This window comes from Achromobacter sp. HZ01, assembly GCF_003267925.1.
Classification (GTDB): Bacteria; Pseudomonadota; Gammaproteobacteria; order Burkholderiales; family Burkholderiaceae_B; genus Achromobacter; species Achromobacter pulmonis_A.
Window position 1 is genome coordinate 683,892 of the sequence record NZ_LWKV01000002.1, and the last position, 23,883, is coordinate 707,774.

The following is a 23,883-nucleotide window of genomic DNA, read 5'->3' on the forward strand; positions in this document are numbered from 1 at the left end:
CGGCGGCTCCGGGTTCAGGTCAGGCGGTAGCGGAAGTCGCCGTTCTTGCCGGCGGTGACGCGGATGCGCGCGATGGCCTCGCCCTGCGCCATACGGCTCAGCACCTGCTCGGCGATCTGCGGCAGCAGCGTGCCGTTCAGGATGTGGTCGACGTTGCGCGCGCCCGTGTCCACCTCGGTGCAGCGGGCCAGCACGGCCTCGACCAGCGCCTCGTCCCATTCGAACACGGCGCGGTGATTGGCCTGCACGCGCTCGGCGATGCGGCCGAGCTTCAGGCCGATGATGCGGGCCAGCGCGTCGTCGTCCACGGGGTAGTAGGCGATGGTCTTCATGCGGCCCAGGAAGGCGGGCTTGAAGGCCTTGTACAGCTGCGGCGCCAGCAGTTCCTGCAGCGCCTCGGGGCCGGGCCGTTCCTCGGCGCTCTTGTTCAGGCAGGCCTGCATGATGGCCGACGAGCCGACGTTGGAGGTCAGGATGATGAGCGTGTTGCGGAAGTCGATCTCGCGGCCCTCGGCGTCGTCCATCACGCCCTTGTCGAACACCTGGAAGAACAGCTCCAGCACGTCCGGATGGGCTTTCTCGATCTCGTCGAGCAGCACCACGCTGTAGGGCTGGCGGCGCACCGCCTCGGTCAGCACCCCGCCCTCGCCGTAGCCCACGTAGCCCGGCGGCGAACCCTTCAGGCCGGAAACGCTGTGGGCCTCCTGGTACTCGCTCATGTTGATGGTGATGAGCTTGCGCTCGCCGCCGTAGAGTACGTCGGCGACCGCCAATGCGGTCTCGGTCTTGCCCACGCCCGAGGGGCCGACGAACAGGAACACGCCCTTGGGCTTGTTGGGATCTTCCAGGCCGGCGCGCGCCGTGCGCACGCGCTGGGCGATGGCGTGCAGGGCGTGATCCTGGCCGATGACGCGCTCGGCCAGCAGCGGCTGCAGTTCCAGCACGGTGCGGATCTCGTCGTTGACCATCCGGCCCAGCGGTATGCCGGTCCAGGCCGAGACGATCTCGGCGATGACCTGGGCGTCCACATAGGCCGGCACCAGCGGCGTTTCGCCCTGCAGCGCGCGCAGCTCCTGCTGCAGCGCGGCCAGCTGCGCCTGGGCCGGCGTGGGGTCGGGCGCCTTGGCGGCGCGGCGCTTGGCGGCCGGCTCCGGCGCGGCCTCCTCGCCCGCCGTCTCCAGCTCTACGCGCAGCGCGTGGATCTGGCGCACCAGCTCGCTTTCCTGGGCCAGCCTCGCCTCGGATTCGGCCAGCGTCTTGCGCGTGGCGTCCATTTCCTCGTCCAGCTCGCGCAGGCGCGCGCCCTGGGAGCCGCCGGCGGCGGCCTCCCGGCGCAGCGCGGCGCGCTCGGTTTCCAGGCGCGCCAGGCGGTGGCGCGCCTCGTCGATCAGGGCCGGCGTGGCGCTGCGGCCCAGGGCCACGCGCGCGCAGGCGGTGTCGAGCACGCTGACCGCCTTGTCCGGCAGCTGGCGGCCGCTGATGTAGCGGTGCGACAGGCGCGCCGCCGCCACGATGGCCTCGTCCAGCACCCGCACGCCGAAGTGCGCTTCCATCAGCGGCGCCATGCCGCGCAGCATGCTGGCGGCCAGCGTCTCGCTGGGTTCTTCCACCTTGACCACCTGGAAGCGCCGCGCCAGCGCGGCGTCTTTCTCGAAGTACTTCTTGTATTCGCTCCAGGTGGTGGCGGCGATGGTGCGCAGTTCGCCGCGCGCCAGCGCCGGCTTGAGCAGGTTGGCCGCGTCGTTCTGGCCCGCCTGCCCGCCCGCGCCTATCATGGTGTGGGCCTCGTCGATGAACAGGATGATGGGCGTGGCGCTTTGCTTGACCTCGTCGATGACGTTCTTCAGACGGTTCTCGAATTCGCCCTTGACGCTGGCGCCGGCCTGCAGCAGGCCCATGTCCAGCGTGCGCAGCGCCACGCCGGCCAGCGCCGGCGGCACGTCGCCGGCCACGATGCGCAGCGCCAGGCCTTCGACCACCGCGGTCTTGCCCACGCCGGCCTCGCCGGTCAGGATGGGGTTGTTCTGGCGCCGGCGGGTCAGGATGTCCATCATCTGGCGGATCTCGGCGTCGCGGCCGATGACCGGGTCGATCCTGCCTTCGCGCGCGCGCTCGGTCAGGTTGGCGGTGTACTGGTCCAGCGCCGGCGTCTTGGACAGGCCGGCGGCCGGCGCCGGCTCTTGCTGCGCGCCCTCGCCCAGCGCCACCGACTGCCCGGCCTCTTCCGAGCCGGCCGTCAGCGCGGCGAAATCATGCTTCAGTTCTTCCAGCCGGAACGATTCGAACAGGCGCGAGCCGCGCCGCGCGAGCTGGGCCAGGTCGGGCTCGGTCAGCAGCGCCAGCAGCAGATGGCCGGAGCGGATGCGCGTGGTCTGCGTGTCCAGCGACGCGATCAGCCAGGCATGTTCGAACAAGCGCGGCAGGTGCGGCGAGAACACCGGCGTGCGGGTGTTGCCGTTCTTGAATCCGCGGATTTCCGCGTTCAGGTCGGCCTCCAGCGCCGAGGCGTCGATGCCGCTGCGGCGCGCCACGATGCTGAAGTCGCTGGCGGGCTTTTCCAGCAGCGCCAGAAACAGGTGCTCCAGGTCCACTTCGTAATGGCCTTGCGCCATGCACAGGCTGGCGGCGCGCTCGGCGGCCTGGCGGCAGGTCTGGTTCAGTTTCCCGATCAGGGTTTTCAGGGGTGTGGCCATGGTGCTTGTTCTAGTGAATGGTGTGCAGTTCGTAGCTGGCGTCGTCGCGATCCGACGCCGCGGGTTCGGTGCAGAGAAAAGAGTTCCAGCCCAGGCGCGCGCCGGCGCCGCCGTCGCCGCCGAGCATGCTGCCGGCCACGTCCGCCCTGGCCATCACCAGCCGCACCTCGTATTCGAAGCTCATGCCGCCGAACATGGTCAGCAGCTTCTCCAGCGCCTGCGCGCGCGCCCCGCCCGGCAGGAAATCGCCGAACGCGGCCTTGGACAGCGGGCCGATCCACAGCCGGATGCGCATGTCGCGCTGCCAGATGCGCTCGCCCGCCATGGCGGACACGCCCAGCACCGCGCCCGGCATGCCCAGGCGCGTGCGATGCTCGGGCGGCACGTGGTACCAGCGGCCGACGAACTGCTCGACCCGGATGTCCACCTGGAAGTAATCGGCCAGCACCCGCTGCAGGTAGGCGGCCGACACCGGGCGCTGGCGCGCCGCGGCGGCGTAATGGGCCAGCGATTCGTCGTACACCTGGCCCTGGCCCGCGTGCAGGCGGTCGCGCAGGGCCGGATGGCCGATGCCGCCCAGCGCCAGCAACAGCGGCAGGTAGTGATGGTCCTGCTCGGTCTCGTGGCGCAGCGGCATGCGGTACTTCTTCCAGGCCGCATAGAAAAGCGCCGCGGCGCGGTTCGAGAAGATGTCGAAGAACGCGCGCGCCCCGCGGTCGCGCCGGGCGCTTTCGCGGTGGCTCAGGATCTCGGAATAATGCAGCGGCAAGGCGCCCTGCGCGCCCAGCAGGCCGAAGAAGGCCGGCTCGATCTCCACCCGCCCCAGCTTGCCTTCGGCCAGCGCCGCCAGGCGCGCCTGCGCGTCGTCCAGCGCCTGGCCGTCCTTGTCGTAGGCCGTCAGGCCGGCGATCTCGCTGGCCGGAAAGCCCAGCGAAGACGAATTCAGGAAGCGCAGGTGGGCCGGCACGGCGTTGCGCGCGCGCGTGCCCTCCTGGCGCGCGAACCACAGCTCCAGCACGCGCACGGCCTGGAAGAACTTGAAGCGCTGCGGCTCGGCCAGCAGCGCCTCGATTACGCTAGGATCGCGTCGCCGTTGCATGGGGGACACCGTAGGATTTCTTCCGAGCCGCGGCGCGACAGCACCACCAGCTGCACGAAGCTGTTGGCGTGCACATACAGGCCGAAAAAGCGGTTCAGCACCGCGACGAAGGCATGCAGGCTGGTGCCGACGAAATTGTCTTCATTGATCGTGAGCCGGATCTCGATGCCGCGCACGAAGGTGGCGAACGGCTCGCCCGGCATCCAGTGCGTGGCGGGCTTGTAGTCCAGCCCCACCAGCCCTTCGATCTGGCGGGCCGCCACCGCGGCGTGCGACAGGTCGTACAGGCGCAGCGTTTCCTTTAGCGCCGGCAGGCCGCTTTGCACCAGCGACAGATGGTTCAGCGCCAGGTGCGAGATCAGGCGCCAGTGCGCCGCGCGGCCCTGCTGGAAGCGATGCGTATGGGTGGGACGGCGCAGCATGCGGATTTCGCGCGCGACCGAGCCGCCCTCCAGGAACAGGTCGCCGCCGGGCTGGCCCACCGCCAGGTGCGAGGGCAGGTCCCGGTTGGTGCAGGTCAGCTCCAGGCTCAGGGTTTCGGTCTGCGGCACGGACGGATCGAAATCGATGTCGACGATGGACAGCTCCATCTCGTAGCCCGGGCTGCGCTCGGCCACCATCGCGTCGCGCCGCGCGGTCCAGTAGTGGCTGGCGCCGTCAGGCGTCTCGCCGTGGTGCAGCGAATAGAAGGGCCGGAATTCGACGACCGAATCGCCCCTGGCGTTCTGGCGCACCTGGCGCACGCGGTCGATGGAATAGACCTCGTAGCCATAGGCGCGGCGCGCGTCGGCCACCACCGGATAAGAGGCCGCGGCGTGCGTGACGCGGATGGGGTCGGCGCGCTGGGCGAACAGGTTGACCACCGGCGTGCAGCCCAGCCGGAAATTGTCGGCGGACGCCGATTCCAGCAGCCGCGCCGTATTGGAGTCGGCGCGCAGGCCGGCGACCGGCAGATGCAGCGTGAATTCGCGGACCGCGCCCAGGGCGGGCCGCAAGGCCGCCAGGTCGATGTCCACGAAATTGAATTTCTCGGCGAAGACGAAATACTCGGCCAGCAGCCGGTAGGCCGGATGCGAGCTGGCGGGAAAATCGATCAGCGCGTCCTCTTCGGCCAGGCCCACCTGCGCCAGCGGCGCCTGCGCCAGGCGGTTCCAGCGGCCGGGCTGCGTCTCCGTGTAGGCGGCCGCCGTGCGCAGGAACAGGCAGTCGCGCAGCGCCGCGACGAAGGACGGTTCGCCGTGCAGATAGACGCGCAGCCTGTCCACGGCCAGCGTGGAGAAGTTCTGCGTCTCGGCCAGGCAGGCCAGGGTCAGCGACAGCCGGCCCGTCACGCCCGGCGGCAGCGAGGTGGACGACGGCGCGTTGGCGGTGGACGCGAAGCCCGCCTGGCGGATCGCCACCGGCGCCAGCGTCACGTCGTAGGCCGTGCGGAAACGGCAGGCCACGCCGCGCACGGCATGGGACTTCAGCTCGGTGCCGCGCGGCAGGCGCACCGGCGCGGTCAACTGGGCGGCCACGCCGCCCATGTCGAACTGCGCCACCGAGCACGCAGGAAACGGGCGCAGGTAATGCGGGTACATCACCTCGAACAATGCTTCCGTGAACTCCGGATAGTCGTCGTCGAGCTTCTTGTTGATGCGCGCGCCCAGCAGGGCGAACGACTCGATCATCCGCTCCACGTGCGGATCTTCGCAGGTCTCGCCCGACAGCCCCAGCCGCCCGGCGATCTTGGGATAGCGCTGCGCGAAATCGCGCGACGAACTGCGCAGGAAACCCAGTTCGCGTTCGTAATATGGCAGCAGTTCTTCCATCTTTCCCTTCTCCGCCGGCGGCGTGGCGCCGGCGCCCGCGTGTTCTGTTGTTGGTTCAGGCGGCGGCCGCGGCCTTGGCCCAGCCCTTGCTCACCGAATACTGCAAAGTGGACGGCTGCAGCGTCGCATCGAAGGTCACCGGTTCATGCGCCGGGCCCACGTCCAGCATCGCGGTGATCGCGAAATACAGCACCGACGTGGCGCGGCCATCGACCTGCAGCATGACCCGCACATGCGTCAGCCGCGGCTCGTGGCGGGCGATCGCCTGTTCCAGCGAGCGGCAGATGAATTCGCGGTCGTAATGGCTGGCCAGGCTCAGGCCGGAAAAATCGGACAGTCCATAGGTGAGGATGGAGCGCTGGCAGTTCGGATAGCGCTTGAGCGATTCCTCGGTGAAGACCATGCGCGTATTGAGCAGGGCCTCGATGTCGCGCGCGACGGTTTCCTTGATTTCCTCCACCGACAGGCGCCGCAGCGCATGCGGCGCTTGCCCGTCGCCGTCGAACAGCTTGTCGAACAGGCTCGGTTCGAATCCTTTCATGCGGACCTCATTCAGGAAAGGCAGCGGCCCGCGGCGGGCCGCTGCCTTTACCGTCTTACGCGGTCAGGTTCAGACCGAATACGTCTTGTCGTTCTTGGTCAGGCTCCAGGCGCCCTGGGAGTTGCCGCCCTGGTTGCCGCCGACCTTCTGCTGCGTGTACTTCCACTGCACGGCGGCGTACTTCAGCGAGAACGATTCATGCGGCAGGCCTTCGCTGACGACCTCGGGGGCCACGCGCGAGATGATCACGTACTTGAGCTTGATTTCCAGGTACTTGACGCGGTTGCCCTCGCCGTCGGCGCGCAGGAAGTCGATGGTGACTTCGTCGAAGGTGGTGCCGCCCGAGGCGTGCTGATACAGCAGCGGGCTGACCACGTCCAGGTCCTTGGTGAAGACCATCTCGCCATGCTCGGTGCGCTCGGCCGTGTGGCCGCCCGAGGTCGAGGCGGTAGCCGAACGCGGCTGAATGATCTCGTGGCGCCACGATCCGACTTCGATCCAGTCAGGGTGGTCCTTGTCCTGGGATTCGCCCTTGAGCGCAGGATTGCCGAATTTGACGTAGATGTCCTTCATTAATAGCCTCTCCAGTAAAAAATCATCGAATCCAGCCTAGGCGCTTACGACTTCTGGGCCTGGGCCGGCAGCTCCGCGACCAGGCGCAGCGAAATCGAAAGCTCGTCGAGCTGGAAATGAGGCCGCAAAAACGCCACGGCCCTGAACACGCCGGGGCGACCCGGCACTTCGGCGACTTGCACCGATGCCTCCCGCAGGGGGAACTGCGCCTTCTGCTCCTGATTGGCGTTGTCGTCCAGCAGCACGTACTGCGAGACCCAGCGGTTCAGGAAGCTTTCGACCGATTGCGCGGAGGCGAAACTGCCGATCTTGTCGCGCATCATGGCCTTCAGGTAGTGGGCCACTCGCGATACCGAGAATATGTATTGCAGCTGCGCCGACAGCACCGCATTGGCGTTGGCGCTGTCGGTGTTGTATTTCTTGGCCTTCTGCACCGACTGCGCGCCGAAAAAGGCCGCGTAGTCCGAGTTCTTGCAGTGCACCAGCGGGATCAGGCCCAGGTCGCTCAGTTCCTTTTCGCGGCGATCGGTGATGGCGATCTCCGTGGGGCACTTCAGCGCGATCTCGCCGTCGTCGGTCTTGAAGGTATGGGTGGGCAGGTTCTCCACCAGGCCGCCGCCTTCGACGCCGCGGATCGCCGCGCACCAGCCGAAGTCCGCGAACGCCGCCGTCAGGCGCGCGCCGAAGGCCCAGGCGGCGTTGCACCACAGGTACTTGGCGTGATCGGTGCCGTCGACTTCCTCGACGAAGTTGAAGCCCTCGACCGAGGTGCCCTCCTTCGGGTCATAGGGCAGCCGGCCCAGGAAGCGCGGCATGGTCAGGCCCACGTAGCGCGAGTCTTCCGAATCGCGGAAGCTGCGCCACTTGGTGTATTCCACCGTGTCGAACACCTTGGCCAGGTCGCGCGGGCGGCCCAGGTCGGCGAAGCTGTCCAGGCCCAGCAGCTCGGGCGAGGCCGAGGCGATGAACGGGGCGTGCGAGGCCGCGGCCACGTGCGACATCTGCTCGATGAAGTACATGTCCTCGGGCTGGCGCGTGATCTCGAAATTGCCCAGCAGCGCGCCGAAGGGCGAGCCGCCGAAGGTGCCGAACTCTTCTTCGTAGACCTTCTTGAACATCAGGCTCTGGTCGAAGTCGATCGCGGTCTGGAAGTCGCGCACCAGGTCGCGCTTGGTGACGTTGAGCACCTTGATCTTGAGCATGGGGCCGGTGTTGCTCTCCTGGCACAGGTAGTGCAGGCCGCGCCAGGTGCTTTCCAGCTTCTGGAATTCGGCGCCGTGCATCACCTCGCTCAGCTGGGCCGAGATCAGGCGGTCCAGCTCGGCCACCCGGGCGTCCAGCATCGCCGACAGGTTGTCGGAGACGACCACGGTGCCCTTCATGACTTCGCGCGCCAGTTCGCCGATCAGGTCCTTGGCGCGGTCGTGTTCGGCGCTGGACTTGGCGACGCGGCTCTGCTCGACGATCTGGTCCAGCAGGCCCGATTCGGCCTCGGCGGCCGGCGCGGACGCGTTCTGCGCGGCGGCGGAATTACTCATTGCTGCCTCCCTTGCCGTCCTTGCCGGCTTCGCTGGTCAGTTGCTGCAGTTTCTCGGTGCTGCTGAGCACTTCGCCCAGCAGGTCTTCCAGTTTGTCGTTGCCCGCCAGCTTGTTGCGCAGGTCGGCCAGCTTGGTGCGGATCTCCAGCAGCTCCTTGAGCGGCTCGATCTGCTGCACCACGGCCTCGGGACGGAAATCCTCGATGGAGCGGAACTTCAGGTCCACGCCGAAGGTGCCGCCCTCGTCGGTCAGGCGGTTCTTCACGCGGTAGGCGGCGCGCGGCTCCAGCCCGCGCATCACGTCGTCGAAGTTGTCCACATCGATATTGACGAACTTGCGGTCCTTCAGGCGCGGCAGCTCGGCTTCGGACTGCGCGCTGAAATCGCCCACCACGCCCACGACGAAGGGAAGCTCTTTCTGTTCGATCGCGTCGCCCTTTTCCACGTCGTAGGTCAACTGGACGCGCGGCGGACGGACCTTCTGGAGTCGTTTCTGAACGCTTTCTTTCTTAGCCATGGGGGCTCCAAGCGAAGTGCATAGTGACGGGGCCGGATGCCCGATCAGGGTTTGAGGAGATTGCCGAACGGGTCCGGCGCCCGGCCCGCAGGAGCGGGCGCCGGGGCCGGGGCCGGCGTCGGCGCCGGGCTGGCTGCTGTATTGGTAGCGGGGCTGGCCACCGGCTTGGCGGGCACGGCCGCCGACTGCGCGGCCGCGGGCGCGACGGCGGCGGCCGGCGCGGCGCGCTGCGCGTCATTGCGGCGCGATTGGCGGCGCGGCGGCTTGTAGCCTTCGGGGAACAACACGTCCTGGCCCAGGGTTTCGCGCATGGCGGCGGCCAGCGCCACCGCGTCGGTCTTGGCGTTGCCGGCCAGCAGTGCATCGGCGCGCAGGTCGGCCAGCGACTGCATCGCCACCCGCAGCCCGCCCACGGCGCGCACGGTCTTGGCGGTGAAATCCTCGGGTTCCCGGTTCAGCGCCTCGTCGGCCGCGACGATGGCCTCGCCGTAGCGCTGCTCGTCGAAACGAATCTTCGCGATATAGGACCACGGCTCGCCGCGCGACGGATTGCGCAGCGCGATCTCCTGGAATTCGGCGACCGCCTGGTCGTTGCCCTTGTTGGCCAGCGTCTCGGTGGCGTGCGTCATCGACTGTTTGTATTCGGCCTCGGTCGGCGGTTTGGACGAGGTCGCGCAGCCGGTCGCGAAAGCCAACATGGCGCTGATAAGGAGAACCCTGGATATGTGCATTTTTCTGGCTTGTAGGTGGGTGTAACCAAGGCCGCGTATTTCAACAACCTTTTGTTAGCGCCACACTACAGAGGATTACTTCATGTAACTCACAACGAAACGTCGGCTAACGTGCAGCGATCTGTATGTTGTCGCAGGCTTCCGGTATAAAGAGCCATGTCAAAACATCTCTATTTTTCACGGCGCGTGGCGGCGCTGGCCATGATCGTCGCAAGCCCCGTAATCAGCGGCTGTGCAGCGGTTTCAGCGATTGGAGCGGTGGCGGGAATGACCGGCGGCGTAATGGATATGGCGGGCCTGAAAAAAGACCCGAACGCGCCCGTCGAAGTGAAATTGGCGATACACGCCGGAGAAAATTTGAACTCGAGCAGCGGCCAGTCGATGGCCGTGGTTACGAAAATATACTATTTGAAGAACGCAGAGGCATTTCAGCGCGCACCGCTCACGCAATTGGTTGATACTGACGCCGAAAAGTCGGCGCTTGGAGAAAGCGTCATCGCCTCGCGCGAGGTCACTCTGACACCGGGACAGCGTTACGAACACCTCGAAAAGGTGCCGAAAAACGCCACCTATATCGCGGTCGCGGGCCTGTTTTATGCGCCCGCGCCGCAACGCTGGAAATACGTGTTCGAAGTGGAATCCGCCGAGGACACCGGCATCGTCATGGGCGCACATGCCTGCGCGCTGACCGTCGTGACCGGCAAGATGACCCTGCCGCCGGGCGTGCCCGACTTCGACCCGGCGCGGCTGGGCTCGGTGCAATGTCCGGGCTGAGCGCCCCGGTCCGTCCGCCGTCTCCAATAATATGAACAAGAGCCAGAAAACGTGAGCCATTCCGCGAAGATCCTATGGGGTGAGGGGCTGTTCCTGCGGCCCCAGCATTTTCAAAGACAGGACGCCTACCACGAAGCCCGCCTCGCGGAGATGAGCCGCGCGCTGCATCCCTATTCCTGGGGCCTGCGCGCCGCGCGCTTCGACGCCGCGGCGCTGGCCAACGGCATGCTCCGGGCCACCGAGCTCTCGGCCATCTTTCCCGACGGCGAGATCTACAGCGCCCCGCACAACGACGACCTGCCGCCCGCCGTCGCGCTGGACGGCCTGGACGGCGCCAGTTCGGCCGTGTTCTACCTGGCGCTGCATCCGATGAAGGACATCGGCGGCAACTACCGCGATGCGCAGCAGGGCCAGGGCTTCGACGCGCGCTACGCGCACCAGGACAGCCCCGCGCCCGACCTCTACACCAACGCCAGCACCGCCGAGCTGGCGTTCCTGCGCAAGAATGTGCGCCTGCTGTCGGAGCACGAGCCGCGCGACGCGCTGCTGACGATCCCGGTGGCGCGCGTGCGCCGCACCGCCAGCGCCGGCTATGAACTGGACACGGGCTTCATCGCCCCCAGCCTCACGGTCCAGGCCTGCGGCGCGCTCTTCGAGCAGCTGCGCCGCCTGCTCGACGCGCTGCAGGCCAAGGTCAACGCGCTCTACGGCTTTCACCGCGAGCCCAACAAGAACATCATCGAGTTCCGCTCCGGCGACGTGGCCTCTTTCTGGCTGCTGCACACGGCCAACGAAGCCTACGCGGCGCTCTCGCACCTGTTCCACAACCCGCAGCTGCATCCGGAGCGCCTGTTCCAGGAAATGCTGCGCCTGGCCGGCGCGCTGATGACCTTCTCCAAGGTGCACACGCTGGCCGACCTGCCCGCGTACCGCCACGACCAGCCCGGCGCGGCCTTCGCGCGGCTGGACGAAATCCTGCGCGACCTGCTCGACACCGTCATCTCGACCCGCTACTTCTCCATCGTGCTGGAAGAACTGCGCCCGTCGTTCCACGTGGGCCGCCTCGATTCCGACAAGCTCGACGAGACCACCGCGCTCTATCTGTCGGTCTCGGCCGCCACGCCGGCCAGCGAACTGGCCGAAACCGTGCCGCTGCGCTTCAAGGTCGGCGCGCCCGACGACGTGGAAAAGCTGGTGCTCTCGGCCATGCCGGGCGTGCAGCTGGTTTACACGCCGCAGGTGCCGCCGGCCGTGCCGGTCAAGCCGGGCGCCTGCTATTTCACCTTGCAGACGCGCGGCTCGCTGTACGACCGCATGCTGCAGGCGCGCAGCATCGCCATCTACGCCCCGTCCGGCATCCCCGACCTGAAGCTGGACCTGATCGCCGTCACCCGCTAACCGACGCCTACCGCAAGAGCCCGCCATGACCGCCGACTCTCCTTCCCTGATGCCCGGAGCATCGCTGCCCGCCCGAGCCGCCGAGTTCTACGGAACCCGCCCGGCCAAGTCGCTGCTGGACCTGCTGTACGACGGCTTCCTGATGCTGTTCCTGCTCAAGAGCGGGCAGGAGCCGGCCAGCGCCGCGTCGTTCTCGGCGCGGGTGCAGCAGTTCCTGGCCGACTTCGAGCGCAGCGCCAAGAAAATGGACATCCCGGCCGAGGACGTCTACGCGACCAAGTACGCCTTCTGCGCCGCGGTCGACGAGACCGTGCTGAACTCGCGCTTCGGCATCCGCGACGCCTGGATGCTGCAGCCGCTGCAGCTGACCCTGTTCGGCGAACAGCTGGCGGGCGAGAACTTCTTCGCGCGCCTGGAAGACCTGCGCGCCCAGGGCGCGCCGCGCCTGCAATCGCTGGAAGTGTTCTACATGTGCCTGCTGCTGGGTTTCCAGGGCAAGTACATGATCGAAGGCCAGGAGAAACTCGGCTACCTGACCGCGCGCCTGGGCGACGAGATCGCGCTGCTGCGCGGCAAGCGCGCCGGCTTCGCGCCGCACTGGCCGCTGCCCGACAAGATCGCCCACACCCTCAAGCGCGACGTGCCGCTGTGGAGCATCGGCGCCCTGTTCGCGCTGCTGGGCCTGCTGGCCTACCTGGGCATGAGCCACTTCCTGAACGCCGACATGCAAACCGCCATGGCGCCGTATCACGACATCGTCAAGCTGGGACCGCGCGCGGCCCACCTGACCATCTCGCTGCCCTGAAGGTCCGCCATGACCGACCGCTCCTCCACGCCGGCGGGTTTCAGCCGCCTGGATGCCGCCTCGCTGTCGCAGAACGCCCGCATGCTGCAGGTGCGCACGCCGCTGGGCGACGCGCTCACCGTCGAACGCATGCAGCTGCGCGAGGGCGTGTCCGAACTGTACGCCCTGACCCTGGACTGCCTGGCGCCTTCGGCCGAGCTGGACATGGAGCCGCTGCTGGGCAAGGAGATCAGCGTCGGCCTGCTGCTGGCCGACGGCTCGCGGCGCCTGTGGCACGCGGTGGTCGAAGGCGTGGATGCGCTGGGCGCCGACGGCGGCCTGGCGCGCTACCGGCTGCACGCCGCGCCCTGGCTGGCCACGCTGCGGCTGCGCCGCGACAGCTTTCTCTACCAGGACAAGACGGCCACCGACATCCTGAGCGAGATCTTCGCCGACTATCCGCTGGCCTCGTTCGCGTTCGAGATCGCCGATCCGCCGCCCGCGCGCCCGGTGCGCACCCAGTACCGCGAAACCGACCTGGACTTCGTGCTGCGCCTGATGGCCGAGACCGGCCTGAGCTTTCGCTTCGATCATCAGCAGGAAGAGAAACAGGACGGCGCCGGCGGCGGCGCGCAGCACCGGCTGGTGGTGTTCGACGCGCGCGCCGCGCATCCGGCCAATCCCGCGCCCACGCTGCGCTTTCACCGCAGCGACGCGACCGAAACCGAAGACAGCGTCACGCGCTTCGGCGCGGCGCGCGCCATCCAGCCCAACGCGGTCACGCGCGTGGCCTGGAACGAGCGCAAGCTGGTCGCGCACGGCGCACACGCCCAGTCCGGCCTGGACGCGGGCGCGCTGCCGCCGCTGGAAGACTACGACTATGACGGCCACGGCCGCTACGCCGACGACGCGGGCGCCGAACAGCAGGCCGCCCTCAGCCTGCAGGCCCACGAGGCGCGCATGGTGCGCTTCGACGGCGCCGGCACCGCGCGCCAGATGGCGCCGGGCCACGACTTCACGCTGACGCAGCACGACCGCTACGCCGAGGGCTCGGGCCAGGCCGTGGACGAACTGGGCGGCAACCGCTACACGCTGCTGCACGTGCTGCACGAAGCCGCCAACAACCTGGGCAGCCAGGCCGCCCAGGCGCTGGGCGCGGCCGACCTGGAGCGCGGCACGTATCGCAACAGCTTCAGCGCCCAGCCCGCCGCCGCCGCGCTGGCGCCGCCCTGGATCGCCAAGCCCACCGCCCCCGAAGGCGTGACCGCCATTGTCGTGACGGCCCAGGACGAAGCCATTTCGTCCGGCCGCGACCTGCGCATCAAGGTGCAGTTTCCGTGGCAGCGCGGACGGCGTCCGCTGGCCGGCGGCCTGGCCCACCGCAGCCACGGCGACGAAGCAGGCAACGCGCCGGGCGACCACAGCTCCGGCGCCTGGCTGCGCGTGGCCGGCGCGCAGGCCGGCCCCAACTGGGGCGCGCATCACCTGCCGCGCAAGGGCACCGAAGTGGTGGTGGAATTCCTGGACGGCGACATCGACCAGCCCGTGGTCGCGGCGCAGCTCTACAACGATGCCGACCTGCCGCCCTGGTCCGCCGGCGTGGACGCCGAGGCCAACCACCCCGGCACGATCAGCGGCTGGCACAGCCGGGGCCTGGATGGCCAGGGCCACAACCAGTGGCTGTTCGACGACACCGCGGGGCAAGGCCGCACGCGCCTGTCCAGCTCGGCCGCCGCATCGCAGCTGGGCCTGGGCCATCTGGTCGAGCAGGCGCCCGAGGCGTCCAGCCGCGGCGCATGGCGCGGCACCGGCTTCGAACTGCGCTCGGATGCCTGGACCGTGCTGCGCTCCGGCCAGGGCATGCTGCTCTCGGCCACCGCGCGCGAGGACGCCCGCTCCACCCAGGCCGACGCGCGCGAGGCGCTAACCCTGATGCGCGGCGCGCAGCATGCCGCGCAACGCATCAACGATGCCGCCGCGCGGCGCCAGGCGCGCGCGCTGGCGGCCACCGATCAATACGACGCGCAGATCCAGGCCATCGACCCCAAGGCCGACGGCCGCTATCCGGACAGCGTGGGCGGCCAGCAGGCGATCAAGGCCAGTGGCGGCGAACGGACCGGCGCCGAACCGGTGGAACGCATCGACGGCGCGCGCATGCTGATCGACGCGCCGAACTCGCTCAACCTGTCCACGCCCGCCTCCGCCATCCTGCACGCAAGCGAAAACCTGCACGTCACCACGCAGGCCGACGGCCACGTCGCCGCCCGCCAGACCTTCGCCAGCGCCTCGGGCCGGTCGACCAGCCTGTTCGTGCAGGACGGCGGCATCCGCGCCGTCGCGGCCAACGCGCCCGTATCGCTGCACGCGCACACCGACATGCTGGAAATGCTGGCCGGCCAGGACATCACCGTCACGTCCAGCACCGAAGGCATCGAGATCCTCGCCAACCAGCGCATCACCCTGCAGGCGGCGGGCGCCAGCATCGTCATGGACGGCGGCGACATCGTGTTCAAGGGCCCGGGCATGTTCTCGGTCAAGGGCGCCTCGCACAACCTGATCGGTCCGGCCAGCGACGCGGCCGCGCTGCCGGCGCTGCCCTCGACCCAGGTCGGCGACCCCATGATCGTCAGCGCCGAACTGGTGCACCGGCCCAAGGCCAAGGCGCTGGCGCAGGCGCAGACACCGGCGCAGGCCGGCTCGGCGGCCGCGGATGTCGGCGCGGCGGCCGCCTCCGCCGCGCCGGGCGGCGGCGCGATTCCCGCTTCCGCCGCCGACACCGGGTTGGCGGGCCGGGCGTCCGCGCTTGCCGGGCAGGCCGGCGAACTGGCTTCCGGCGCCGCGCAATCGGCCATGGACGCCGCCAACGCCGCGGCCTCGGCGATCGACGGCGCGAAACAGGCCGGCGCAACGGTGATGGCCCGCGCCGCGGAACAGGCCGGCGCGCTGGCGCGTTCGGCCGTCGACACCGCCACTCCCTCCTTGATGGCCGGGCCCGGCGCAACGGCCGGCAATAGCGCTTCCGCCGCCGGCGGCGGCATGCTGTCCGGCGCGGCCGGCATGCTGGCGGCCGCCGGCGACGCGGCCGGCCGGATCGGCGATTTCGTCAACCCCGCCATGGCGCAGGCCCTGACCGCCAGCGGCGACCGCAATGCGGCGATAGGCGCCGCGGTCAACGGCCTGCTGGGCTCGACCCGCGCCGGGCAATACGGTCTGCCTGCGGTCGCCGGGGCCATCATGCGCGCGCCCAGTCTGGACACCTCCGCGTTGCCGGCCGTGGCGGCCGCGGTGCTGCAGTCGCCGGCCGTCAGCGGCTCGGGCCTGCCGGCGGTGGCCGCCACCGTGCTGCGCACGCCCGGCTTCTCCCCCGACATGCTGCCCTCGCCCGTGGCCAAAGTGCTGCAGATGGCGGGCATGCTGCCGGACGGCGCGGCCCAGGGCGCGGGCACGCCGGGCGCCGCGCCGGCCGGCGTCCCCAGCGGCGCGCCCGCCCAGGACGCCGGCGGCGAACCGGCCGTCTCCAACGCGCTCACCACCTACCGCGGCCGCACCGGCGCGCACCTGCAGTTCGTCAACTTCGCCGAAGAGGACGAATTCTGGAACGACGGCGCCGTGCTCATCAGCGAGGACCGCCAGACCGCCAGGCCCAGGATACGGGTCAAGTTCAGCAAGGCGGACGTGCACAAGTTCAGCATCAAGGTCATCGCCGGCAAGGACAACATCGCCTACACCCAGGCCGAAAAAGGCCGCCACGCCGCCTACCGCGGCCCCGAGGGCAAGACCTTCCAGTACCAGACGGACCCGGACGGCACCAAGGTCGTGGACGACATCGCGCTGCCGGCCGCCGGCCTCAATACCTACACCTTCGAGGTGCGCGACGCGCGCAACCAGCGCATCGCCACCGAAACCGTGGAAACGGCCCGCCGCCTGTACATCCAGGAGCTGGTCCTGCCGGGTCCGGACCCGATGGCGCGGGCGCAGGACAACAGCGCCGCCGTGGCCGAATACCGCCGCCACGGCATCGACGTGGCCCACCTGCCGCCGCGGCAGGGCCGCGGGCAGGCGAACTACGACGTCGACCAGGCCGACGCCGACGTTCTGAAAGGCCACGCCCGGGCAGTCTACGACCAGTCCGAAGGACCGAACCACGAGCCCTACACCATCGTCGTCTGCCACGTCGAACGCCTGGCCTTCAAGGCCCCGCAGCACACCATCTACCGCGACGCCTACGCCGGCCCCGGCGAACTCAAGGTCTACGTGCCGCTGGTCGGCGGCGACGGCGCCGTGCACTACCTCTGGCACGGCATCGACAACGACCCCTGGTTCCTGGACGCCACCTTCGAATACACCGACGCGTCGGGGCAGCGCCGCCGCATTCCCATCCCGCCGGATCGCGTCTTCCCCGTGCCTGAAAAACAGGGCGTGCCCGAGCAATGCCGCGGCGTGGGCGTGATCGTCGACGGCCTGACGCCGCAACGCACGCTGGGCAAGATCCACCTCAACGTGCAGTTGATGGACTCGGCGGCCACCGGCGTGGCCTTCCCCGGCACCAACCTGCTGTGCGTCGCTGCGCGCACCCCGTGGGACCCCGCCGACCCGGCCGGACGCCAGCAGACGCTGGTGCACGAGATCGGCCACCTGCTCTACATGGTGCCCGGCGGACCCGCCTGGGCGCAGGCCAACGGCTACGGCGACGACGACTCGCAACTCGAGCCCGGTCCCTACTTCTATTCCTCCCACGGCCGCCATTGCCACTACGGCCTGCGCAAGCTGGCCAATGTCGAGGACTACGCGTACGAGTCGGGCTCCTGCGTCATGTTCGGCATCAGCGGCGCCCCGATACGTTTCTGCCCGGCCTGCGCCAAGGCCGTGCGCAAAGTAGACTTCTCAGATGGCTGGTATTCCTTCTAACCGCGCGCCGCGCCGGCGCCCGCTGCTGGCCGCGCTGTGCGCGGCCGCCGCCCTCGCGCTCGCGTACGCGCCTTCCGGCGCCGCCTCGCCGCCCCCGCCCATGACTACCGACTGGATCGATCCCCCCGCCTTCGCGACCGCCCCCGTGGGCACGACCCGAGAACATGCCTGCATGCCCGCCAACCGCGACGACAGCGAGCCTCAGCTGCACCTGGCCGGCCCCAGCCGGGTCAGCCTCCGGGCGGCGGACAAGCTCGTCGTGCCGGTCTGCGCCCGCGGCATCATCCCCGTCTCCACCAACATGCCGCCGCCCGCCGTCGTCGCGACCGACAAGGCCACGGGCAAGATTTATCGCGGCATCGCCTACCAGCGCAAGCGGCCCCAGCCGCGCGGCATGGACGTCGACATCGCGCCGGGCTCGGTCCCGCCGCGCGACACGCCCATCGATGCCGGCGTCAGCGTCGGCACGCAGTTCAGCACCGACGTCGCCGCGGCCGCGGGGCTGCCGCAGCGCGAAGCCGTCTACGAGGTCTACGTGGAAGCCAACGGCCTGCGCTCGAACGCCGTCACGATCGAGATCCAGGCCGCCAGGCAGTAAGCGCCTTCAGCCCTGCCCGGCCTTGCCGGGCCGGCCCAGGCGCAGCACGCGGTCGCGGATCGACCGCCCATAGGCCCAGCACGACACCGACAAGGCCAGCATCGCGACCATGAGATAGGCGCGGTACTCCATCGGCACGGGATTGAGCGCCGACAGCGTCAGGAAAGGCTCGAAGCCCATGAAATCGCTGGCGGCCAGCGTGCTGAAGAAGAGGGCCAGGACCGGCCCCGTGAAATGCGGGCGTTCGCCGCGCGCGCCCTTGTCCGCCCACGCGAACCAATGGATGAAACGGATAAGCTGGATCGCCACCGCGCATAGCGGCACCACGACGGCGAGCAACAGGACGAGTAAAGCGACGGCGACTTGAGGAGGAAGCATGGGGGGATTTTAGCGGCTGCGGCCCGCAGCAAGCGCAACCTACACGACGCGCCGGACACGAGCACGCAACACCAGCCCGCACACCGCCATTCCTATGGATGCCATGGAACTTCAGCCATTCTTGTCGCCGGGGGCCGTGCCCGTCGCCTTCAGCCTGGCGATCTTCTCTTCGGACATGGAGCCCACCGCCTTGGCGAAATCACCTGGCTTGCGTTCTGGCTTGGCCAACACCGCCGCGATCTCCGGATCGTCGTCGAAATTCGATGCAACCGTGAAATACAGGTACATGTATTGCCGCATGTCCTGCTTGTCCTCGATGCGGTATTTGATCCAGGCCGTCTTGGCTACCTTGGCTACGACACGCCTGACTTCAGAACTGTCCCGATAATTCTGCAGGGCATCACGATGCTGCGAATACAGCCAGCGGGTGGCGTCGACGATGGGAATGCGAACCTGGCCGAGCAGTTTGCGGCTGAGCGCGATTTCCATGTGCTCATCCGGATAGATGTGCAGTTCGAGATAAAGCGGACCGTCTCCGGGTGGGATAGCCGAAGGGGGAAAGTGCACTGGCGTTTCTTTGTTGAACATCACCTCGTCGAACTTGCCATCGTACATGTGCTTTCTGAGTTCCTCCCCGTCACCGCCTGTCCATCGCACCTTGAAATCGGTGCCTTTTAGGCGGTAGCAGCAGGATACCGACCCCTCCCCACCGCCAGCTCCAATGGAACTCGTTGCAGCAAAATTCCCCTCGCGGTCCGTGATCCGGATCCAGTCCAGATCCCAGGGCGTGTAGTTGTACGTAATGAAGGATAGTCCTCCATAGCTGGGCTCGCCGTTGCAGCCCACCAGCAATCCCAGGCATATCAACCCAGCTATCAGGCGTTTGCGCATCGGCATGCTCCCGGTTCATTTCGTCGATTACGGGCGCACCCACTCGCCGCTGTTCCACACGGACTCCGGCACCGCCATGGGCTCGGGTATTTCGGCGGCGGTGGCGAACCGGGCTTGCACCTGGTCCGGCGCCGTGAAACGCAGCAGCAGCACCGCCGCGTCATTCGGGCGCGGGACTTTCAATTTCGCGCTATGCGGAAAGCCATTCCCCTGGCCGTCCGCCGCCCCCCATCGCAACTCGACCGGCTTGCGGCGGCTGTCCGGCCCATAAAGGCAGCCAGGATCGAGCGGGCCCAGCGGCGCCCCGGAAGCCCTTGCGGTCCAATCGCCCGGAAATGCGCCCGATGCGTCCTCCAGCCGGTAGGCAATGTCGGCATCGGTGTCATTGCGGGCCTCGCACAACAGCAACGGCGGCAACAGCGCCGTGTAGGCCCAGCGGTAGGCCGGCGGGCCCAAAAACGCGGCCGCCACGACCGAAATGAGGGCAATCCAGGCCCAGCCACGTTTCAGCGTCATGCAATCCTCAACCGATCGAATAACCAGACCGCGATTCCTGAGGAACCCGTGTCCTGTCCCACAGGCGACTAGGGCCTGTTCACACTAAAAGGAGCCATGCACAGGCCCTAGGGGCGAACCGGGACGGAACCGGCCAGTTTGGCGTTCATTTCGTCGACCCGCGACGCCACCTCCTTCTGCAATTTCAGATCGGCTTCCTCGGCCTTGAAATCGGTCTTGCCGAATATGTCCTTTTCACGCACCCGGAAATACATCGAGGTGCTGGCCAGCAGGTGATCGGGCCAGCTGCTCAGCATGGCGTCATGCACGAGGAAATCGAACAGCGCCATGACCTTGGGAGGCAGAGGATTCTTTCCCTCGCTCGCCTCGCGCCAGACCTCGAGCAGGCGCCGCTGCATGGCGCGCTTGGCCTTCATTTCGGCGAGGAGATCTTTCGGTGTGTCCGCTTCCGTCGGTTCACCGCCGTTTCGCCTTATTATTTCGTTGCGCATGTTCTGCTGGTCCTGCCCCCAGTTCTCCAAGGCGTTTGCCCGGACGGGATCGGCTCGCCAGTATTCCTCCCTGCGCCGAGCCTCATCCCGCACATCTTTATCGAGTTCACGATATTCGTCTTCCAGGCGCTTCCATAGCGGCTTGAAGCGCTGCGGCGGCCGTTCGCCGCGGCTGGCGACCGCGCGGTTCCAGCGCTCTTCCTTCAGCGCCTTCAGTTCATTCAGGCGAGCCGTGTTCTCCGGCTTTTTCCGCTCCTCCGGAGGCAGGTCCATGACGCGACGGAACTCTTCGTTGTAGGCTGTCTCAGGTGTAAAGAAGTCCCGGTCCTGTATCCATTTTTCGGCCGGATCGGATAATTCCTCCTTGAACACCGGATCCTGGTACCGCACCGCGAGCCAGCGCAGGAATACTTCCATGTGCGGCATGAAGTCGACGCCGGGCTCGTACTTCACGACTCCGCGATAGGCCTCGACCAGATCGGTGATGTAGTAGCTTTGTCCGCCGTCCTTGATCTGGACGTTTAAAGAAAACTTGTCGTAAGTCTGCGGGCGCTTGGCGCGCAGCTGCTCCATGCTGTAGATAGCCACGCCATTCGACAATGCGGCATTCAGCATGTCCCGCAGCGGCACTCGCGACAGTTCCGTGCGCGAGCCCAGCGAGCCCTCGGGGCTGACGCCCATCACGTCGCCGCTGGATCCGGGATAGAGGAATTGTTCCCCACGGGTCTTCTCCAGACTGTCCAGACGCTGATTCGCACGCAGTTCGTGCGCGGCGGCGAAATGAATGCATTTCCCGACAGCGCCTGGCACGGTCAGCGTACGGTCCTTGTGCGTTTGCTTGAGCAGATCCGTAAATGGAACGAACTCGAGGAAGGCGTTCTCTTCCATGATGGACGCCACCGAATCCAGCAGGCCCAGGAAGCGTATCTGAATCTCCGCTGCGCGCGCGCCATTCTGCCCGGGAAAGACCAGATCCCTGTCATGGCGGCGACGGTACTTCTTGACGACGTCGTTGACGAACTGACGGGCGATGACGCCGCCCCGGTCGCCGCCGAACACCGAAATCTCTATCCGCCGCACATTGTTCATATCGGCGCTTACAGCCTCGTGGGCCGCCTTGAGCTGGCGCAGCGCCGCGTCTACCCGTTTGTCCACGCCCGAGCCCAGGTAGTAAGCCACGGTCTCGTTGTCGCGTACGACCGGAACGCCTTCCAGCGCGGTGGACTTGACGATTTCCTTGCCCGCCGTCCACGCGGCCTTCAGGGGATTCTTCTTGAAACCGTTCCAGAATCCCCGGACGGTGCCTTTTGCGCGGTCGGCCATGCGTTCCGGATCCCACGCATTCCAGATCCGGACGACCTTGTCGGGCAGCGTCTTGACGTCTTTCACGACGTCCTTGTAGGCCTTTACCATGGGCTGGAACGAGCCGTCCTTGATCGCTTTCTGCGTGGCGCCTTTCGCCCGCTTCATTACGTCGTGCTCAGGGATCTCGTCGAGCCGCGTAATGTTCATGGCCGCGTTTTTCGCGTTCTTGGCCGCCTCGCTGAGCATCTTTCTGCCGGCTACCGTCGCGCCGTAGATGAAATCGTCGCTCTTCGCATCCTCGTTCAGGTCCGTTCCCAACCCCGAATAGTAGAAACGGAACCAATATTGATTCACCGGCTTGCCTGTGTCATTGTGCGCATAGTGCGCCTCCCAGAGCCGGCAGATATTCGAATAGAACGTAGGATGCTCACTGTCAAAATCCCGATGGCGGCCAAACCCATCGAAGAAAAAGCCAATGCGCAGCACTGCACCACATTCGTTGCAGTCCTGCTTGGGATAAGCCGCCTCGTTCTCCGCCATCTTCTTAAGCACGGAGGCCGGCGTGCGATTCACTTGCGGCAATCCACCGGGCTCCTTGTCAGCCATTCTTGTCTCCTGGGGCCGTACCTGTCGCCTTCAGCCTGGCGATTTTCTCTTCGGACATGGACGCCACCGCCTTAGCGAAATCACCCGGCTTGCGTTCTGGCTTGGCCAACACCGCGGCGATCTCCGGATCGGCGTCGAAATTCGATGCAACCGTGAAATACAAGTACATGAATTGCCGCATGTCCTGCTTGTCCTCGATGCCGTACTTGATCCAGGCTGTCTTCGCCACCTTGGCCAGGACACGCAGGACTTCGTCAATGTCCCGATAATTCTGCAGAACATCGCGATGCTGTGAATACAGCCAGCGGGTGGTATCGACGAGGGGAATGCGAACCTGTCCGAGCAGCTTGCGGCTGAGCGCGATTTCCATGTGCTCATCCGGATAGATGTGCAGTTCGAGATAAAGCGGACCGTCTCCGGCCGGGATGGCCGAAGGGGGGAAGTGCACCGGCGTTTCCTTATTGAAAACCACCTCGTCCAACGTGCCATCGTCCAAGTGCCTTATGGCCTCCTCTCCATCCACGCCTCTCCATCGCACCTTGAAATCGGTGCCTTTCAGGCGGTAGCAGCAACTCACCGAACCCTCTCCGCCACCCACGCCAATCGAGGCCGTTACAGCCGAGTTTCCCTCATTGTCCGTGATCTGGATCCTGTCCAAATCCCAAGGCGTGTAGTTGTACGTAATAAAGGACAGCCCTCCATAGCTGGGCTCGCCGTTGCAGCCCACCAGCATTCCCAGCCAAAGCAACAAGACAATCACGCTTTTACGCATCTTTCTCCTCCGCCCGCGGCAGGCTGTCCCACACCGCGTCAGGCACGTCCGCCAATGCTTGCGACAGGCCCGGGCCGCGGCCCTTGAACGCGCGCAACGCCGGCTGAATCGCCTCGTGTTCATCGAAACGCGGGGAAATGGTGATTCCCCACGCCACATAGTCCAGCATGTCGCGCTCGGTCTCCACGCCATAGGCGCGCGCCCGCGCCATCTGCGCGAGCACGCGCGCATGCAGCTCATCCTGCCGCATATCGCTGCCCAGCACGCCCAGGTAGATTCGTCGGATCTGCTGGGCCAGCTTGTCCGGATAATCGAGATCGAGCAAGGCTTGATGCTGCGCCAGGCTGAAGGCATGCGGACGCGGCAGCCCGGCCGCGCTTGCGCGGACCGCGCCCGGGCCGCTCCATTGCGCGACGGAGCCATCGCGCCGCAAGTAACGCAAGCGACTCAAGGGCGCCAGGAACCGCTCACGTTCTGCGTCGCTCCACACCAGGAACGCCCTGTCCAGAATGCGGCTGTCGTAGAAGTGCAGGTAATACTCGCGGCCGTCCGGCAGGCTGTAGTCGCCGAAATAGGCGCAATGCGCCATCAGTTCGGGCAGGGGCAGGGGCGACAGGATGTACGTCACCGCGAACTGTCCGCCGTCCGTCTCGTGCAGCCTGCGCAGCAGGCGCAGCAGTTCGGAGCCGTGCGTAGCCTCCGTATCGAGCCTCAGCTCGGAACGCGTCAGATCGTCGACTTCGATCAGCAGGGGCTGGATTTCGCCGTAAACGGCCAGTTCGGTGCCCAGCCAGACCGAACCGTAGCTGAGGTCGGCGCTGGCGCGCACGGGTTCGGCCAACTCCGCGCGGCCACGGAAATCGACCAGCAGGTAGGCGTTGACCATCACGCCCGTTTCGGCCGAGAGCGTTTCGGCCTGGCGCAGCATGCCGCCAAGCAGGGCTTTCCAATCCGTCATG

At 67.2% G+C, this 23,883-nt stretch carries 19 protein-coding genes; 5 read left to right on the forward strand and 14 right to left on the reverse strand.

Going from position 1 to position 23,883, the window contains the following annotated elements:
* Nucleotides 1-14: 14 nt before the first annotated feature.
* From tssH to A6B37_RS12260, 8 genes are all read right to left on the reverse strand, one after another.
* Nucleotides 15-2,693 (reverse strand): type VI secretion system ATPase TssH, encoded by a 2,679-nt coding sequence (tssH, locus tag A6B37_RS12225; RefSeq protein WP_111825879.1) that lies wholly within the window; start codon nt 2,691-2,693, stop codon nt 15-17.
* Nucleotides 2,694-2,703: 10 nt separating this feature from the next.
* Nucleotides 2,704-3,801, reverse strand: a complete 1,098-nt coding sequence (tssG, locus tag A6B37_RS12230; protein WP_210405795.1) for a type VI secretion system baseplate subunit TssG — start codon at nt 3,799-3,801, stop codon at nt 2,704-2,706.
* Nucleotides 3,765-5,603 carry a type VI secretion system baseplate subunit TssF gene (tssF, locus tag A6B37_RS12235; RefSeq protein WP_111825881.1) on the reverse strand — a complete coding sequence of 613 codons (1,839 nt, stop codon included), beginning with the start codon at nt 5,601-5,603 and terminating at the stop codon, nt 3,765-3,767. Before tssF ends, tssG begins: the two co-directional genes overlap by 37 nt.
* Before the next feature lie 55 nt (nt 5,604-5,658).
* A complete protein-coding gene (tssE, locus tag A6B37_RS12240) occupies nt 5,659-6,144 on the reverse strand; it encodes a type VI secretion system baseplate subunit TssE (protein ID WP_102774070.1) in 486 nt (161 codons plus the stop codon).
* Between the two features lie 69 nt (nt 6,145-6,213).
* On the reverse strand, nt 6,214-6,717 hold the full coding sequence (locus A6B37_RS12245; protein WP_006384074.1) for a type VI secretion system tube protein Hcp: 504 nt from the start codon (nt 6,715-6,717) through the stop codon (nt 6,214-6,216).
* A gap of 44 nt (nt 6,718-6,761) precedes the next feature.
* Nucleotides 6,762-8,255 (reverse strand): type VI secretion system contractile sheath large subunit, encoded by a 1,494-nt coding sequence (tssC, locus tag A6B37_RS12250; RefSeq protein ID WP_102774071.1) that lies wholly within the window; start codon nt 8,253-8,255, stop codon nt 6,762-6,764.
* Entirely contained in the window at nt 8,248-8,772 is a 525-nt protein-coding gene (gene tssB, locus A6B37_RS12255) for a type VI secretion system contractile sheath small subunit (protein ID WP_006384072.1), read from the reverse strand. Before tssB ends, tssC begins: the two co-directional genes overlap by 8 nt.
* A gap of 44 nt (nt 8,773-8,816) precedes the next feature.
* Nucleotides 8,817-9,470, reverse strand: coding sequence for a hypothetical protein (locus A6B37_RS12260; protein ID WP_111825882.1), 654 nt, complete (start codon nt 9,468-9,470; stop codon nt 8,817-8,819).
* Nucleotides 9,471-9,659: 189 nt separating this feature from the next.
* On the opposite strand from A6B37_RS12260, the gene tssJ reads away from it, so the two are divergent.
* The 5 genes from tssJ (at nt 9,660) to A6B37_RS12285 (ending at nt 17,965) form a co-directional block, all read left to right on the forward strand.
* Nucleotides 9,660-10,277, forward strand: coding sequence for a type VI secretion system lipoprotein TssJ (tssJ, locus tag A6B37_RS12265; protein WP_246842458.1), 618 nt, complete (start codon nt 9,660-9,662; stop codon nt 10,275-10,277).
* A gap of 51 nt (nt 10,278-10,328) precedes the next feature.
* Nucleotides 10,329-11,675 carry a type VI secretion system baseplate subunit TssK gene (tssK, locus tag A6B37_RS12270; RefSeq protein ID WP_102774073.1) on the forward strand — a complete coding sequence of 449 codons (1,347 nt, stop codon included), beginning with the start codon at nt 10,329-10,331 and terminating at the stop codon, nt 11,673-11,675.
* 49 nt (nt 11,676-11,724) lie between these two features.
* Nucleotides 11,725-12,480: a type IVB secretion system protein IcmH/DotU gene (gene icmH / locus A6B37_RS12275; protein ID WP_246842487.1), complete on the forward strand. Its 756-nt coding sequence runs from the start codon at nt 11,725-11,727 to the stop codon at nt 12,478-12,480.
* A 9-nt stretch (nt 12,481-12,489) separates the two neighbouring features.
* The gene (locus A6B37_RS12280; protein ID WP_111825884.1) at nt 12,490-17,367 is read left to right on the forward strand and encodes a type VI secretion system Vgr family protein; all 4,878 of its coding nucleotides are present in this window, start codon (nt 12,490-12,492) and stop codon (nt 17,365-17,367) included.
* A 100-nt stretch (nt 17,368-17,467) separates the two neighbouring features.
* Complete coding sequence (locus tag A6B37_RS12285; protein ID WP_102774185.1) at nt 17,468-17,965, forward strand: hypothetical protein; 498 nt, start codon at nt 17,468-17,470, stop codon at nt 17,963-17,965.
* Nucleotides 17,966-17,971: 6 nt separating this feature from the next.
* On the opposite strand, the gene A6B37_RS12290 is transcribed toward A6B37_RS12285, so the two are convergent.
* The 6 genes from A6B37_RS12290 to A6B37_RS12315 all read right to left on the reverse strand — a co-directional run bounded on the left by A6B37_RS12290 (nt 17,972) and on the right by A6B37_RS12315 (nt 23,882).
* A complete protein-coding gene (locus A6B37_RS12290) occupies nt 17,972-18,343 on the reverse strand; it encodes a hypothetical protein (RefSeq protein ID WP_111825885.1) in 372 nt (123 codons plus the stop codon).
* A 111-nt stretch (nt 18,344-18,454) separates the two neighbouring features.
* Nucleotides 18,455-19,234, reverse strand: coding sequence for a DUF3304 domain-containing protein (locus A6B37_RS12295; RefSeq protein ID WP_111826331.1), 780 nt, complete (start codon nt 19,232-19,234; stop codon nt 18,455-18,457).
* Nucleotides 19,235-19,261: 27 nt separating this feature from the next.
* Complete coding sequence (locus A6B37_RS12300; protein WP_111825886.1) at nt 19,262-19,750, reverse strand: hypothetical protein; 489 nt, start codon at nt 19,748-19,750, stop codon at nt 19,262-19,264.
* A gap of 107 nt (nt 19,751-19,857) precedes the next feature.
* The gene (locus A6B37_RS12305; protein ID WP_111825887.1) at nt 19,858-22,152 is read right to left on the reverse strand and encodes a DUF2235 domain-containing protein; all 2,295 of its coding nucleotides are present in this window, start codon (nt 22,150-22,152) and stop codon (nt 19,858-19,860) included.
* Entirely contained in the window at nt 22,145-22,924 is a 780-nt protein-coding gene (locus tag A6B37_RS12310; protein WP_111825888.1) for a DUF3304 domain-containing protein, read from the reverse strand. Before A6B37_RS12310 ends, A6B37_RS12305 begins: the two co-directional genes overlap by 8 nt.
* The gene (locus A6B37_RS12315; RefSeq protein WP_111825889.1) at nt 22,917-23,882 is read right to left on the reverse strand and encodes a DUF4123 domain-containing protein; all 966 of its coding nucleotides are present in this window, start codon (nt 23,880-23,882) and stop codon (nt 22,917-22,919) included. Before A6B37_RS12315 ends, A6B37_RS12310 begins: the two co-directional genes overlap by 8 nt.
* Nucleotide 23,883 lies beyond the last annotated feature (1 nt).